This window comes from Mesorhizobium sp. M0830 (genome assembly GCF_040319965.1).
Lineage (GTDB): Bacteria > Pseudomonadota > Alphaproteobacteria > Rhizobiales > Rhizobiaceae > Mesorhizobium.
Genome location: NZ_JAMYOR010000004.1, coordinates 58,548 through 73,151, shown reverse-complemented (window position 1 = coordinate 73,151; position 14,604 = coordinate 58,548). Strand labels below are relative to the sequence as shown.

Genomic DNA, 14,604 nt, shown 5'->3' with positions numbered 1-14,604 from the left:
AGGGAAAAATCATGGCGAAAGCGGAAAACGCCGACCTTGTCTTCGTGCCGCTCGGCGGCGTTGGCGAGATCGGCATGAACTTCGCTCTTTACGGCTACGGTCCGCCGAGCGCGCGCGAGTGGATCGTTATCGATGTCGGTGTGACCTTCCCCGATGCCACCCTCCCCGGGGTCGACCTCGTGCTGCCAGATACGCGCTTTATCGAGGAGAACCTCGCCAATCTGCGCGGCATCGTCATCACCCATGCGCATGAAGACCATTATGGCGCGCTGCTCGACACCTGGCCGAAGCTGAAGGCGCCGGTCTGGATGACGCCGTTCAGCGCCGGCTTGCTCGAAGCCAAGCGGCAAGGCGAGCAGGGCGCTCCGAAAATACCGGTGACGATCTACAAGGCGGGTGAGAAATTCACCGTCGGTCCGTTCGAGATCGAGGCGATTCCGGTCGCGCACTCCATTCCCGAGCCGATGTCGTTGGCGATCACCTCGCCGGCCGGCACAGTCATCCACACCGGTGACTGGAAGATCGATCCGGAGCCGACGATCGGGCCGAAGACCGACGAGGCGCGTTTCCGCGCCTATGGCGACAAGGGCGTTCTGGCGCTGATCTGCGATTCGACCAACGCGCTGCGGGAAGGCGAGTCGCCGTCGGAGGTCGCGGTCGGCGAAGGACTGAAAGGCGTCATCCAGTCTGCCAAGGGCCGTGTTGCCGTCACCACATTTTCCTCCAATGTCGGCCGCATCGTCTCCATCGCCAGGGCGGCGCGCGATGCCGGCCGCCAGTGCCTGGTGCTCGGCCGCTCGCTGAAGCGGGTGATCGATGTCGCCGGCGAACTCGGCTATATGGACGGGCTGCCGGAGTTCATCGCCGAGGAGGATTTTGGTTTCATCCCGCGCGAAAACCTCGTCATCATCTGCACCGGCAGCCAGGGCGAGCCACTTGCCGCATTGGCCAAGCTGTCGCGCGACGAGATGAAATCGGTATCATTTACGGCCGGCGACACGGTGGTGTTTTCCTCGCGCACCATTCCAGGCAACGAGAAGGCGATCCTCGAGATCAAGAACCGCCTCATCGACCTCGGCATCAAGATCATCGAGGACGGCGATGCGCTGGTGCATGTCTCCGGCCATCCGCGGCGCAGCGAATTGCGCAAGATGTACGAATGGGTTCGACCGCAGATCGGCGTTCCCGTGCATGGCGAAGCGGCGCATCTGGTGGGGCAGGGATCGCTGATGTCGACTTCGGGCATCGGTCAGGTGGCGCAGGTACGCGACGGCGACATGCTCAGGCTTGCTCCTGGCCCTGCCACCATCATCGACCAGGTGCCGTTCGGCCGCATCTACAAGGATGGCAGACTGATCGGCACCGATCAGGCGATGGGCATCCGCGACCGGCGCAAGCTATCCTTTGCCGGCCATGTCGCGGTCAATGTCGTGCTCGACGACAAATATGAGCTTGCCGGCGATCCCGACCTGGTCGCCATCGGCGTCGCCGAGGCCGACGGCCGTGGCGAGACGCTGGAGGACCTGATGATCGATGCGGCAATCGGCGCTGTGGACTCGATCCCCCGTCAGCGCCGAAAAGACCTCGACCTTGTGCAGGAAGCGGTCCGGCGCGCCGTGCGCGGCGCAGCCAACGAAGCCTGGGGCAAGAAACCGCTGGTGACTGTATTCGTCACAAGGTGACGAAGGGAGTAGGGCAGTATGGGGGTAGGGCAGTAGGGGAAGGGCAATTCGCTTTGCGCCCAACTTGGTTCCCCTACTCCCATACTGCCTTACTCCCCTATTCCCCGATTTTTCGGAGCACCCTATGCTCGAACGCCTGAACCATGTCGCGCTTGCCGTGCCGGATCTGGCTGCTGCCGTCGCCGCCTATCGCAACACGCTTGGCGCTGAAGTGACGGAGCCGCAGGCGCTGCCGGAGCATGGCGTCACGGTGGTGTTCGTCAATGTCGACAACACCAAGATCGAGCTTCTGGAGCCGTTGGGCGAGGGGTCGCCGATCGCTGCCTTCCTGGAGAAGAACCCTTCCGGCGGCATGCATCATCTTTGCTACGAGGTCGACGACATCCTGGCCGCGCGTGACCGTCTCAAGGCTGCCGGCGCCCGTGTGCTCGGCGACGGCAACCCGAAAATCGGCGCGCACGGCAAGCCGGTGCTGTTCCTGCATCCGAAGGATTTCTTCGGCACGCTGATCGAACTGGAGCAATCATGAGCTGGGTTTCGTTCACCGCCCTGTTTTTCGCGACCTGGTGGGTGGTGCTGTTTGCCGTGCTGCCGTTCAGTGTGAAGACGCAGGATGACGATCATGATGTGACGCTGGGCACGGTTCCGAGCGCGCCGCGCGGTCCCCATATGCTGCGCGCCGTGATCCGCACCACCCTCGCCACGGCCGTCCTCATGGGCATTTTTTATGGCCTGACGCATGGGTTGGGATATAGCCTCAACGACATCCCGCACATCGTGCCGGAATTCAACCAAACCCCAACCAAATAAACCGCCCCGCAAGGGCGTTTTTACCAGCCGGAATGCTGCGCGTTCCGAACAGGAATGCCGTGCCGTTCGCGGCTGCACGAGTGCTGCCGCAAGGTAAGGTAGTTTGGCAACTCGTTGCGCTAAGCGGGTGATTGCACAAAAAAAATGCAAGGCACAAGGCCTTGCAATTTAAACGCGTCCGATCTGTTTCCGGTTTCCGGTGGCAGCGAGTAACCGCGCCTAGATCGCATCCTCCCAAGACTTTGACCGCGTAGGAGAGCAGATTTTTTTCTACCCTCTCGGTTATGAGGGCACATTAGCCTAACGCGAATGAAAATGTCACGAAGAATTTTGCCTTGAAACGGGCATTCTCGTGCTGCACTGCACAATAGTGCGGCAGGCGTTGCTTGGGAAACGACCTGCAAGGCGCGCGGGGCAATCACGGCGCCTTGGAACGCCGCGCGTTTGCCCCGATCCGCGAAGGACAGTGCAACCGTTTTACTCGCAGCAGCGCCGTATTTTTGAAAATCAATTTCCAATTTTCGGGCCGGTGCGTCCGGGTTTCCATTCCGCCATGAAATGGCTATGAAGCCGGGGCAAGCAAGCCCGTGCCGCGCCGATTCCCGCGCGGCGATCCTCACTCACGGACCAGTCCATGCGTTTGTCGCGCTATTTCCTGCCTATCCTGAAAGAAAATCCGCGCGAGGCTGAAATCGTCTCGCATCGGCTGATGCTGCGCGCCGGCATGATCCGCCAGCAGGGGCAGGGCAGTTTCTCGTGGCTGCCGCTCGGCAAGCGGGTGCTGGACAAGGTCTGCCGCATCATCCGCGAGGAGCAGAATCGCGCCGGTGCGCTGGAAATCCTGATGCCGACCATCCAGTCGGCCGATCTGTGGCGCGAAAGCGGCCGCTATGACGACTACGGCAAGGAGATGCTGCGCATCAAGGACCGGCAGGATCGGGACATGCTTTACGGCCCGACCAATGAGGAAGTGGTCACCGAGATCGTCCGCGCCTATGTGAAATCCTACAAGGACCTGCCGCTCAATCTCTACCACATCCAGTGGAAGTTCCGCGACGAGGTGCGGCCGCGCTTCGGCGTCATGCGCAGCAGGGAATTCCTGATGAAGGATGCCTATTCCTTCGACCTCGACTTCGAGGGCGCCAAGGCGGCCTACAACAGGATGTTCGTGTCCTATCTCAGGACGTTTACGCGCATGGGCCTGCAGGCTATTCCGATGCGGGCCGACACCGGACCGATCGGCGGCGACCTCAGCCATGAATTCATCATCCTTGCCGATACCGGCGAGAGCCAGGTCTACTGCCATCGCGACTATCTTTCGCTCGATGTGCCCGGAGAGAAGACCGACTTCACCAACGACGCCGAGATCGGCGACATCGTCAAGACGTGGACGACGCCTTACGCCGCCACCGACGAGATGCATGACGAGGCGGCTTGGGAAAAGATCGGCGAGAACGACAAGGTTTCGGCTCGAGGCATCGAGGTCGGCCACATCTTCCATTTCGGCGACAAATATTCCAAGCCGATGGGCGCCAAGGTGACCGGCCCCGACGGCAAGGATCATTTCGTCTCCGGCGGCTCCTACGGCATCGGTCCGTCGCGCCTTGTCGCGGCGATCATCGAAGCGAGCCATGACGACAACGGCATCATCTGGCCGGAGGCGGTGGCGCCGTTCGACATCGGGCTGATCAACATGAAGGCGGGCGACGCCGAGTGCGACCGCGTCTGCGACGAGCTGCATGCCGCTTTCGTCGCTGACGGCAAGGACGTGCTCTATGACGACACCGACCAGCGCCCCGGCGGCAAGTTCGCCACCGCCGACCTGATCGGCCTGCCGTGGCAAGTGATCGTCGGACCGCGCGGCGTGGCTGCCGGCGAGATCGAGATCAAGAATCGCAGGACCGGCGAGCGCGAGACGCTGCCGATCGCGGACGCGAAAAAGCGCTTCGGTATCGCCGCATGAGCGAAGCGGTGGCGGCAAGATCGGCGGGCGCCGGGCCCTTTTCCATCTTCGAGCGCATGGTCGCCTGGCGCTATTTGCGCTCGCGGCGCAAGGAGACGGTGATCTCGGTGATCGCGTCGATCTCCTTCCTCGGCATCATGCTGGGGGTCGCCACGCTGATCGTGGTGATGGCGGTGATGAACGGCTTCAGGGCGGAGCTGCTGACACGCATTCTCGGCGTCAACGGTCATCTCATCGTGCAGCCGCTCGATTCGCCGCTTGAGGACTATGCCCAGGTCGCCGGCCGCATCAACGGTGTATCAGGCGTCAGATACGCCATACCGCTGATCGATGGCCAGGTGCTGGCACAGGGCAATGTCGGCGGCGGAACCGGTGCGCTGGTGCGCGGCATCCGCGGCGAGGATCTCGGCAAGATCGCCATCGTTGCCGGCAACATCAAGCAGGGCTCGATCGCCGATTTCGATACGGGCGAGGGCGTGGCCATCGGCAAGCGCATGGCCGAGAATCTCGGCTTGACGCTCGGCGACACCATCACCCTGATCTCGCCGGACGGCGATGTGACCCCGATTGGCACGACGCCGCGCATGAAGGGCTACAAGATCTCGGCGATCTTCGAAGTCGGCATGTCGGAATATGACACGTCCATCGTCTACATGCCGTTCTCCGAGGCGCAGCTTTATTTCAACATGGACGGCCGGGCGCAAACGATCGAGATCTATGTCGACAATCCCGATGACGTCGATGCGCTGAAACCGAAGGTGGAGGCGGCAGCGCAGCGGCCGATCGACATGGTCGACTGGCGCCAGCGCAACGAGACGTTCTTCTCCGCCCTGCAGGTCGAGCGCAATGTCATGTTCATGATCCTGACGCTGATCGTGCTGGTGGCGGCGCTCAACATCATTTCCGGCCTGATCATGCTGGTGAAGGACAAGGGCCACGACATCGCCATCCTGCGCACCATGGGAGCGTCGCGCGGCGCCATCCTGCGCATCTTCCTGATGACCGGGGCAGCGATCGGCGTGACCGGCACGCTCGCCGGCGTGCTGCTCGGCGTGCTGATCTGCACCAACATCGAATCCATCCGCCAGTTCTTCTCCTGGATGACCGGCAAGGTGCTGTTCAACCCGGAGCTCTATTTCCTCAGCCAGCTGCCGGCGAAGATGGATCCGCGCGAGACGACCTATGTCATCCTGATGGCGCTCGGCCTGTCATTCCTGGCAACGGTTTTTCCAGCATGGCGGGCCGCGCGCCTCGATCCCGTCGAAGCCTTGAGGTACGAGTGATGGCCGAGGCCATTATTGAGTTGAAGAGCGTCGAGCGGCACTATGTCCAGGGGCCGCGCAAGCTCACCATTCTCAACGGCGCGGATTTCTCGCTGAAGCGCGGCGAGATGGTGGCGCTGGTGGCGCCGTCGGGCACCGGCAAGTCGACGCTGTTGCACACGGCCGGCCTGCTGGAGCGCCCCGATGCCGGCGACGTCATCCTCGCCGGCCGCGCCTGCGGACGGCTCTCCGACGACGACCGCACGGCGATCCGCCGCAACGATGTCGGGTTCGTCTACCAGTTCCATCATTTGCTGCCGGAATTCTCGGCGCTGGAAAACATCATGATGCCGCAGCTCATCAAAGGGCTGAGCCGCAAGGAAGCGGCGGAGCGCGCCGCGCAGCTGCTCGACTACATGCAGATCGGCAAACGCGCGTCGCACCGGCCGTCCGAGCTTTCCGGCGGCGAGCAGCAGCGCGTCGCCATCGCCCGCGCCGTTGCCAATGCGCCGCTGGTGCTGCTGGCGGATGAGCCGACCGGCAATCTCGACCCGGTCACTGCCTCCTATGTGTTCGAGGCGCTGGCGGCGCTGGTCAAGCAATCGGGCCTCGCGGCGCTGATCGCCACCCACAATCACGAACTGGCGTCGCGCATGGACCGGCGGGTGACGCTGGCCGATGGCAAAGTCGTCCCGCTCTAGCGCATGCCGATATTCAGATAATGCCGGCCTGACCTGAATCTCGACGGGCCCTGGTCGGCGCCGGGCCACCGTCGCACGCCCGTCAACCTTTTCTTAACCCTGCCGATCCGACCTCCCGAAAATTCCGGAGGCGGCCGGATTGTGCACGTTGACATTTGAACAAAATTAGAACAAAATACGAACATATCAACAACAGGAGAGAGTTATGACCGATCTGGTTCAGGATGTCATCTCACTGGTTTGCATGAGCACTTTCCTCGTTTCCATGGCGATCTGGATCGGAGCCATGTGATTTTGGCGGCATTCGCCGCCGCGGATCCTGCGCGGCCGAGACCGTTGCGCCCGTTAAGCCTTTCTTGCCGCCGCGACGATAGGGTGATCTGAAAGACAGGGGAGCAACGTCCAAGTGTCGCCCATCGTCACGGCCATTCTGGTGGCCAGCAATCTCGGGCTGATCTTTCTCTTGATGACCGTGCCGTTTGGTTTGCGCACGGTCCGGCTGTCTCGTCTGGTGGCGATGGACCGGCAACGTCTCTGGCAGGCGCTGTGGCCGCTCGGCAGCGATGCCGGCTGGTCCGGTGAGATACTCTCGGCCGAAGGGCCGGACGGCGAGGGCGTGGCTCGAATCATGCTGTCCTGGGAAGGCCGCGATGGCAAGCCGATCGAGCGCAAGTCGCGGTTTGAAGACGTCGTCGAGGGAAGCCGCTTTTCGATGCGCGTCATCGAGGACACCGCGCTCGACGCTTCGTTCTGGAGGGATTATCGCGAAACCGCCGAACTCGTTTCCGAGGGCAACGGCACGCTGGTGACGCTGAGCCAGACCGATCGTTATCGCGGCGTTGCCTTCCTGGTGTTCCGCTATTTCGCCATGCGCCGCGAACTCTCCAAGTTGCAGCGCTGGGCGAAGACCGGGCAATATCGCAAGGGCGGGTGGTTCGAGCATCCGCTGAGCCAGGTGGGGTTCGCCGGTCTTTCGGCGCTGATCCTGTGGCCGTTCTTCGGCCTTCATCTTGGCGGGCTGGCACTTGCCGCGATCCTGACATCGGTGGTCGCCCTGCATGAGCTCGGTCACATGGCTGCATTTCGGCTGATGGGCCACAACAGGGCGCGGATGATCTTCATTCCGTTGCTCGGTGGCATCGCCATTGGCGGGCGGCCCTATAACAGCCGTTTCGAGGTCGCCTTCGTGGCGTTGATGGGCGCCGGCTTCTCCGCCTTCCTGGTGCCGATCGCAATCGCTGCGAGCACCTTTGCCGGCGCGGAAGGGCATCGGTTGGCGGCTGGGCTGCTGGCGACGCTGGCTGGCTTCGCCGCCCTGTTCAATATCGCCAATCTTGTGCCAGTGTGGAAGTTCGACGGCGGCCAGGTGCTGCGCCAGATCTGTCCGGGGCCCATCGTGCTGGCGCTGGCCTCGTTCTTCCTGCTCTCGGCCTTTCTGGCGGTGGGTTGGCAGGCCGGGTTTTCCTCAAACTTTCTGCTCGCTACAGGAGCGGTGTTTTCAATTCTCAGCCTGCTGACGATGAGCAGCGGGTTCAAGCCGCGCCACGAGCTGAAGCCGATCCGCACCGTTGACCGCTTCGCCATGGCGGCGGCGCTGCTGGCGGTGTTCGCCATCCATGGCTACGGCGTCTTGTGGGCCTCAGCTCAGCTAATTTGAGCCGTGCCGGATCAGGAAGAATCAACCCGCCTTGCGTGCGGCTTCGACAGGCAATGCCGTGGCTGGACCGAAGACATCCTCGAAGGCGGATTTCAGCGCGAGATCGAGGTCGGCCATTGTCAGGGGAAGACCGAGGTCGACGAGGCTGGTGACGCCATGGTCCTGCACGCCGCAGGGCACGATGCCGCTGAAATGGTCGAGATCCGGTTCGACATTGATGGCGATGCCGTGAAAGCTCACCCAGCGTCGCAGCCGGATGCCTATTGCCGCGATCTTGTCCTCGGCCGGCGAGCCGTCCGGCAGGAAAGGGCGATCCGGACGCACAACCCAGACACCGACCCGGTCCTCGCGGCGCTCGCCATGCACGTTGAAGGCTGCGAGCGTGCCGATGATCCACTGTTCGAGCGCGGCGACGAAAGCGCGCACATCCTCGCGTCGTCGCTTCAGGTCGAGCATGACATAGGCAACCCGCTGGCCCGGTCCATGGTAGGTGTATTCGCCGCCGCGTCCTGCTTCAAACACCGGGAAGCGGTTGGCGTCTATCAGATCCTCGCCGCGGGCACTGGTGCCGGCCGTGTAAAGCGACGGATGTTCGACCAGCCAGACCATTTCGCCGGCGGCCCCGCTGCGGACCGCCTCGGCGCGCGCCTCCATGAAGGCAAGCGCATCGGGATAGGCGGTGAGGCCTGGTTCGACGCGCCATTCGACCGGTGCCGACCCGGGGAGCGGCAGGAACGACGTGGCGATCTGGCTGCGTTCTGGCATGGCGTATCTCGTGTTGCCCTCATATGGCGCCAATCCGGCGAAACGTCCAGTTCGGCCCTGCATTGCCATCCTGTGGAACGTTATGCCAATCGCCTGACATTATTGCGTGCCGCGCACTTGTTTCGCCGGAAACGATTTGCTACACGCCGCGAGCCGGTCGGTTCCGGCTCTACCACGTGCGGTCGTGGCGGAATTGGTAGACGCGCAGCGTTGAGGTCGCTGTGGGGCAACCCGTGGAAGTTCGAGTCTTCTCGACCGCACCAGTATCTCTTCCCAGAATCCGATTTGTGCCAGCCTCCGCCCGCTGCGGGCAGGGCGCATTTCGTTTGATATTCCCGCGCTTTACGCCATTTCCTTATTGAACATCGGATTCTCCCAAAACCGGTTTCCACTTTTGGGCCCGATGTTCTAGACCTGATTTGCACCTTTTCCGGGATTGCGATGGCGGGAGGCGCTGGTGGAAGGCCAGGACGAACGGATGACCGGCGCCAGGGCCGCCGAGGAACACCAAGCCGATATCTATGGCGAGGACGGCGCCGTTCTTTCGTCCTTCCTAGCCCAGATCGGTGCTGCGATCGCCGATCGCGACACGCTCTCGCTGAAGCGTGAAGTCGACGATCTGCACCAATCGGAACTCGGCGACCTGCTTGAGGCGCTGCACCCCGACCAGCGCCGCGCGCTGGTTGAACTGTTGGGCGCCGACTTCGACTTCTCCGCGCTGACCGAGGTCGACGAGGCGATCCGCATGGAGATCGTCGACAGTCTGCCCAATGCGCAGATTGCCCAAGCGGTGCAGGAACTCGATTCCGACGATGCGGTCTACATTCTCGAGGATCTCGACCAGGAAGACCAGGACGAGATCCTGTCGCGGCTGCCGTTCACCGAGCGGATCAGGCTGCGCCGCTCGCTCGACTATCCGGAAGAGACCGCCGGCCGCCGCATGCAGACCGAGTTCGTCGCGGTGCCGCCGTTCTGGACGATCGGTCAGACCATCGACTACATGCGCGAGGACAACAATCTGCCCGAGCGCTTCAGCCAGATCTTCGTCATCGATCCGAGCTTCAAGCTGCTCGGCGCCATCGACCTCGACCAGATCCTGCGCACCAAGCGCTCGGTCAAGGTCGAGGAGGTGATGCATGAGACGCGGCACGCCATTCCCGCCACCATGGACCAGGAAGAGGCGGCGCGGGAATTCGAGCAGTACGATCTCTTGTCGGCCGCCGTCGTCGACGAGAACGAGCGGCTGGTCGGCGTGCTGACCATCGACGATGTCGTCGACGTCATCCAGCAGGAGGCCGAGGAAGATCTGATGCGCATGGGCGGCGTCGGCGACGAAGAGCTCTCCGACAGTATCTTTTCGACCTCGCGCTCGCGCGTTCCGTGGTTGCTGATCAACCTTTTGACCGCGTTCCTGGCGGCGTCGGTGATCAGCCTGTTCGACCGCACGATCGAACATATCGTGGCACTGGCGGTGCTGATGCCGATCGTCGCGGGCATGGGCGGCAACGCCGGCTCGCAGACCATGACCGTCACCGTGCGGGCGCTGGCGACCAGGGATCTCGACATCTACAACGCCAGCCGCATCATTCGCCGCGAGATGGGGGTCGGCTTCATCAACGGCATCATCTTCGCCATCCTGATCGGTGTCGTCGCGGCAGCCTGGTTCCGCGATCCCAATCTGGGCGGCATCATCGCGGCGGCGATGATCATCAACATGTTCGTGGCCGCGCTCGCCGGCATCCTGATCCCGCTGCTGCTCGACCGTTTCAAGATCGATCCGGCGGTCGCTTCTGCGGTCTTCGTCACCACGGTTACCGATGTCGTCGGCTTCTTTGCGTTTCTGGGCATCGCCACATGGTGGTTCGGCGTGCGTTGAGGTGCGCCCTTCAATTGACTTTTACGTAAACGCCGTGCGAGGCTGGCGCGGGGCGCCATGTCGATTCCGGCATGGCATGGGTTTGGTCGGGATTCCGGCGTGTGGGAGTGACAATGCGGGAATATTATTCGATCACCGAGTTGACTCGCGAGTTCGACGTATCGACGCGGACGCTGCGCTTCTATGAGGATGAAGGACTGGTGCAGCCGGTGCGGCGTGGCCGCACACGACTGTTTCGCCCCTCCGATCGCCACCTCATCCGGCAAATCATGCGCGGCAAGAGACTTGGTTTTTCGATCAACGAAATCCGCGAAATCATCCAGATGTACAAGGAGCCGCCCGGCGAGGTCGGTCAACTCAAGCTGATGATCAAGCGCATCGAGGAAAAGCGCGAGGACCTCAGGCAGAAGCGTCGCGACCTCGAGGAAACGCTCGCCGAACTCGACCAGGCCGAAGAGTCCTGCGTCGAGCGGTTGGTGGAGCTTGGCGTCAACACCTGAACGGCCAATGATCGCGGCCGTTCCGGCAAGTCTGCGTCTTCTCATAGGGCCAGCGAAACAACCGCGCAGCCATAGGCTTCGAGTTCAATCGCGCCGCCGACCGGGCGGCCGGTCAAGAGATCGACGCCCAGCGGTACGTTCGGGACGGTGATGGAAGTATCCCTGGTATTCAAAACGAACATCAGTTGACGGTCGTCGGTTTCCCGTATGGACACCTCCACCCCGGCCGGCAGTTCCGGCAGCAAGGACACCACGCCGACCTTGGCCAGCACGACATCGGCGATTGCTTCGGCAAGCTCGGGCGTCAGATAGGTGCCGACATAGACGACGCGACCCTGGCCGAGTTGGCGAGAGGTGATCGCCGGCTGTCCGGCGCAAAAACGGTTCGACCATGTGCCCAGCACCTCGGCGTCCGGCTCGACCTCGAGCAGCTCGTAGAGGTGGGCTGCCTCGAACTGCCTGTTGCCCAAGGTGAAGCGATATTTGCGCTCCGCCGACGAAGACGGCAGTGGTGACGGAGGCACGTAGGCGCCCATCGCGGCCTGCCGGAACAAGGGGAACAGCCCAGTGCCGCCCTCCGGAACCAGGCGGCCGAATTCGGTGACCCTGACGCCGCTCAACGCCGAAAGCTCGCGCCCGGGTGCTTGCTCGCGAACAATGTGGTTGTTCTCGTCTCGGGTGCCGGTCAACGCCGACAGGATCAGCGTGCCGCCGTTGCGGACGAACGTCTCGACCGGGGCATTCCATTCCTGCTTCCACATCACCCAATGCGGAACATAGAGCGCCTTGAGCCGTGACAGATCGTCCTCGGGGTGGATGAAGCCGCAGGCAATGCCATTCTGGTAGCAGTAGCGATGCAGCAGCGTAGCGTCTTCGAGCGGGCTCGGTAGTCCCATAGGATAGGTCTTGTGCGCCTCCTGGTTGTCGAAATCGGCGCCGGCAATGCCGAGGTCCATGCGCACGACGGTGCCGAGGGTCTGGTCCTTGATGGCGGCGATCTCATGGAAGAAGCGGCTTGCCTCGTCGTAGCGACGCCGCGGCACATCGTCGTGGTCGATGACGCCCATCCAGTAGATCTCGGCGCCGAAATGGGCAGGGCGCCAGCGGAAGAACATGATGCCGTCGGCGCCGCGCGCCACGGACGTCATAGCCATGCGGCGCATCTCTCCCGGCTCCGGCGTCATTGTCGAAAAACCCGGCTGGCTGCCGAAACCGGAAGCCTGCTCCGGCACGATGTAATTGCCGGTGTATGCGCGGCAGATGTCGAGATGCAGTGCTTGGGTGGCCGCATGTCCACCGGTGCGCCTCATCTCATCGTACAGCATCGGATAGATATCGAAGCCGATGAAATCGAGGTCTTGCCCGAACTGGCCGCGGAAATCGATGTCGCCGAGCTGGCCAAGATTGTGAAAGATGAACCAGTCCGAATTGGTGGCACGCAGGATCTCGACCTGGTCGTGCTGGAAAGCCGCCGTCGCCGCGGCCAGGAACCGGTGATAGTCCTGCACATGCCCAGGGCTCGGATAGGACGGCATCAGCGGGCGCGGCAGGTCGATCTGCGAGAAATCGTCGTAAGCGGTCGCCCAGAAATGGCCGCCCCAGGCGAAGTTCAGCGCGCCGATCGCACCGTATTTGTGCTGGAGGAATTTCTGGAATTCCAGCCGTGTCGCCGGCGCGAACGATTCCGAAACGGTCGTATTGAGCTCGTTGTCGGTCTGCCAGCCGATGACGCGGGGATTGTCCCTGTAGTGTTCGGCCATGGCGCGCGTGATGCGCCGGCTATGGCCGCGGAACACCGGGCTGGTGGTGTCGGCATGTTGGCGCGATCCGTGGCTAGCGGGGCGGCCGCTCACATCGACACGCAGCACCTCCGGATAGTTGGCTGTGAGCCAGCGCGGCGGCGTGGCCGTCGGCGTGCACATGATGGTGTCGATCCCTGCGTTCGCGAGAACCTCGATCGCGCGGTCGAACAGGCCGAAGTCGACCTTGCCTTCGTAGGGTTCGAAGATGTGCCAGGCGAACTCGCCCATCCGGACCGTGTTGACGCCGGCTGCAGCCATGCGTTCGGCATCGCGCTGCCAGCAGCTTTCGTCGACATGTTCGGGATAATGCGGCGCTCCCAGCAGGAAGCGGTCGAGGTTGAGTGGTCGCCATACCGAAAGCGGGGCGGGCTTGTTGCGCTGCATACGAGGATACTCTTGGATTCGGGGGTCAGGTTGCGGGGACGGGTTTTCGCGGCGTCAGCGTGCGGCCATCGGGTCCGAAGAGATAGGCATCGGCGACATCGAAGCCAGCCGTGAGCCGGGCCTCGGCGCTGATTGGAGACACCTTGTTGAGCTGGACCGTGAAATTGCCTGTGCCGCTGTCCGAATTGATCGCCTGAAGAGGAGAGGCGTCGAGGTAGAGAACCGTTTCCCGGCCCAGATGTTCGACCAATCGCACCTGGCCTGGGAACGATGCCTGGCGTGCGCTCGCCGCTTCGACCAGGTGCAGATTTTCCGGCCGGATCCCGACGGTCACCGCGTCGCCTGCCGAAAGGCCGTCGATGCCGCCAAAGGCAAGCGCCGGCATTCCGGCCGCCGTCAGCGCGATCTCGCCCGCGCCGGCGGTTTCCACCCGCGCTTCGATGAAGTTCATGCGCGGGGCGCCGAGAAAGCCGGCGACGAAGATATTCGCCGGATTGGCGTAGAGTTCGAGAGGAGAGCCGACCTGCTCGACTCGCCCTTTATTCAGCACCACGATCCGGTCCGCCATGGTCATGGCCTCGATCTGATCGTGGGTGACATAGACCATGGTCGATCCGAGCTGGGCGTGAAGGCTGGAAAGCTCGACCCGCATCTGCGTACGAAGCGCGGCGTCGAGGTTCGACAGCGGTTCGTCGAACAAGAAGACTTCAGGCGAGCGCGTTATGGCGCGGCCGATCGCGACGCGCTGGCGCTGCCCGCCCGACAATTGCTTCGGGCGCTTGTCCAACTGCTCCTCGAGGCGAAGGATCTGCGCGGCCCGCTTGACGGCAGCGTCGATCTCCGCCTTCGGGCGTTTCGCCATCCGCAAGCCGAAGCCCATGTTCTCGGCCACGGTCATGTGCGGATAGAGTGCATAGGACTGGAAGACCATGGCGATGCCGCGATCGCCGGGCTCTTCCCTGGTGACGTCGCGCCCGTTGATCACGACCTGGCCGGAGTTGATGGTCTCAAGCCCAGCGATCGTCTTCAGCAATGTCGATTTTCCGCAACCGGACGGTCCGACCATGACGACGAACTCGCCCTTTTCGATCCTCAGGTCGACTGCCTTCAAGGCATGATAGCCGGCATAGTGCTTGTCGACCTTGCGCAGTTCCACGCTGCTCATCGCGCGCCGCCCTTCTGTGTTGGCCGGCGTCCGTACG

Annotated in this window: 12 protein-coding genes and 1 tRNA gene; 10 read left to right on the top strand and 3 right to left on the bottom strand. The window is 62.8% G+C overall.

All coding sequences use genetic code 11. The annotated features are described in order from the left end of the window. The first annotated feature begins 11 nt into the window (after positions 1 to 11). The 7 genes from NKI20_RS04170 to NKI20_RS04140 all read left to right on the top strand — a co-directional run bounded on the left by NKI20_RS04170 (position 12) and on the right by NKI20_RS04140 (position 8,075). Complete coding sequence (locus tag NKI20_RS04170) at positions 12 to 1,682, top strand: ribonuclease J (protein ID WP_352828546.1); 1,671 nt, start codon at positions 12 to 14, stop codon at positions 1,680 to 1,682. Between the two features lie 124 nt (positions 1,683 to 1,806). Then, positions 1,807 to 2,211, top strand: coding sequence for a methylmalonyl-CoA epimerase (gene mce, locus NKI20_RS04165; RefSeq protein WP_352828543.1), 405 nt, complete (start codon positions 1,807 to 1,809; stop codon positions 2,209 to 2,211). Beyond that, positions 2,208 to 2,492 (top strand): DUF1467 family protein, encoded by a 285-nt coding sequence (locus NKI20_RS04160; RefSeq protein ID WP_352602899.1) that lies wholly within the window; start codon positions 2,208 to 2,210, stop codon positions 2,490 to 2,492. The genes mce and NKI20_RS04160 overlap by 4 nt, the downstream gene beginning before the upstream one ends. A gap of 634 nt (positions 2,493 to 3,126) precedes the next feature. After that, positions 3,127 to 4,455, top strand: a complete 1,329-nt coding sequence (gene proS, locus NKI20_RS04155; RefSeq protein ID WP_023757149.1) for a proline--tRNA ligase — start codon at positions 3,127 to 3,129, stop codon at positions 4,453 to 4,455. Next, on the top strand, positions 4,452 to 5,738 hold the full coding sequence (locus tag NKI20_RS04150; protein ID WP_023757150.1) for a lipoprotein-releasing ABC transporter permease subunit: 1,287 nt from the start codon (positions 4,452 to 4,454) through the stop codon (positions 5,736 to 5,738). The genes proS and NKI20_RS04150 overlap by 4 nt, the downstream gene beginning before the upstream one ends. Further along, positions 5,735 to 6,418 carry an ABC transporter ATP-binding protein gene (locus NKI20_RS04145; protein WP_023757151.1) on the top strand — a complete coding sequence of 228 codons (684 nt, stop codon included), beginning with the start codon at positions 5,735 to 5,737 and terminating at the stop codon, positions 6,416 to 6,418. The genes NKI20_RS04150 and NKI20_RS04145 overlap by 4 nt, the downstream gene beginning before the upstream one ends. 406 nt (positions 6,419 to 6,824) lie before the next feature. After that, positions 6,825 to 8,075, top strand: coding sequence for a site-2 protease family protein (locus NKI20_RS04140; RefSeq protein WP_352828540.1), 1,251 nt, complete (start codon positions 6,825 to 6,827; stop codon positions 8,073 to 8,075). A gap of 21 nt (positions 8,076 to 8,096) precedes the next feature. Here the strand turns inward: NKI20_RS04140 and lipB are convergent, their stop codons facing one another. Beyond that, positions 8,097 to 8,840, bottom strand: coding sequence for a lipoyl(octanoyl) transferase LipB (lipB, locus tag NKI20_RS04135; RefSeq protein WP_352828537.1), 744 nt, complete (start codon positions 8,838 to 8,840; stop codon positions 8,097 to 8,099). A gap of 178 nt (positions 8,841 to 9,018) precedes the next feature. Here lipB and NKI20_RS04130 point away from each other — a divergent pair. The 3 genes from NKI20_RS04130 (at position 9,019) to NKI20_RS04120 (ending at position 11,216) form a co-directional block, all read left to right on the top strand. Next, positions 9,019 to 9,103: transfer RNA gene (locus tag NKI20_RS04130), tRNA-Leu, on the top strand. Between the two features lie 215 nt (positions 9,104 to 9,318). Next, positions 9,319 to 10,716: a magnesium transporter gene (gene mgtE, locus NKI20_RS04125; RefSeq protein ID WP_502898035.1), complete on the top strand. Its 1,398-nt coding sequence runs from the start codon at positions 9,319 to 9,321 to the stop codon at positions 10,714 to 10,716. A 113-nt stretch (positions 10,717 to 10,829) separates the two neighbouring features. Continuing rightward, positions 10,830 to 11,216: a MerR family transcriptional regulator gene (locus NKI20_RS04120; RefSeq protein ID WP_006203215.1), complete on the top strand. Its 387-nt coding sequence runs from the start codon at positions 10,830 to 10,832 to the stop codon at positions 11,214 to 11,216. 41 nt (positions 11,217 to 11,257) lie between these two features. On the opposite strand, the gene NKI20_RS04115 is transcribed toward NKI20_RS04120, so the two are convergent. Both NKI20_RS04115 and NKI20_RS04110 read right to left on the bottom strand, forming a co-directional pair. Continuing rightward, positions 11,258 to 13,402 carry a beta-galactosidase gene (locus NKI20_RS04115; RefSeq protein ID WP_352828531.1) on the bottom strand — a complete coding sequence of 715 codons (2,145 nt, stop codon included), beginning with the start codon at positions 13,400 to 13,402 and terminating at the stop codon, positions 11,258 to 11,260. Positions 13,403 to 13,427: 25 nt separating this feature from the next. Further along, the gene (locus tag NKI20_RS04110; protein ID WP_352828529.1) at positions 13,428 to 14,567 is read right to left on the bottom strand and encodes an ABC transporter ATP-binding protein; all 1,140 of its coding nucleotides are present in this window, start codon (positions 14,565 to 14,567) and stop codon (positions 13,428 to 13,430) included. Between the last annotated feature and the right edge of the window lie 37 nt (positions 14,568 to 14,604).

Coding starts and splice junctions, on each gene's coding strand:
- NKI20_RS04160 (WP_352602899.1), top strand. CDS start 2,208: ATGAGCTGGGTTTCGTTCACCGCCCTGTTTTTCGCGACCTGGTGGGTG.
- NKI20_RS04120 (WP_006203215.1), top strand. CDS start 10,830: ATGCGGGAATATTATTCGATCACCGAGTTGACTCGCGAGTTCGACGTA.
- NKI20_RS04110 (WP_352828529.1), bottom strand. CDS start 14,567: ATGAGCAGCGTGGAACTGCGCAAGGTCGACAAGCACTATGCCGGCTAT.
- lipB (WP_352828537.1), bottom strand. CDS start 8,840: ATGCCAGAACGCAGCCAGATCGCCACGTCGTTCCTGCCGCTCCCCGGG.
- NKI20_RS04150 (WP_023757150.1), top strand. CDS start 4,452: ATGAGCGAAGCGGTGGCGGCAAGATCGGCGGGCGCCGGGCCCTTTTCC.
- mce (WP_352828543.1), top strand. CDS start 1,807: ATGCTCGAACGCCTGAACCATGTCGCGCTTGCCGTGCCGGATCTGGCT.
- mgtE (WP_502898035.1), top strand. CDS start 9,319: ATGACCGGCGCCAGGGCCGCCGAGGAACACCAAGCCGATATCTATGGC.
- proS (WP_023757149.1), top strand. CDS start 3,127: ATGCGTTTGTCGCGCTATTTCCTGCCTATCCTGAAAGAAAATCCGCGC.
- NKI20_RS04170 (WP_352828546.1), top strand. CDS start 12: ATGGCGAAAGCGGAAAACGCCGACCTTGTCTTCGTGCCGCTCGGCGGC.
- NKI20_RS04115 (WP_352828531.1), bottom strand. CDS start 13,402: ATGCAGCGCAACAAGCCCGCCCCGCTTTCGGTATGGCGACCACTCAAC.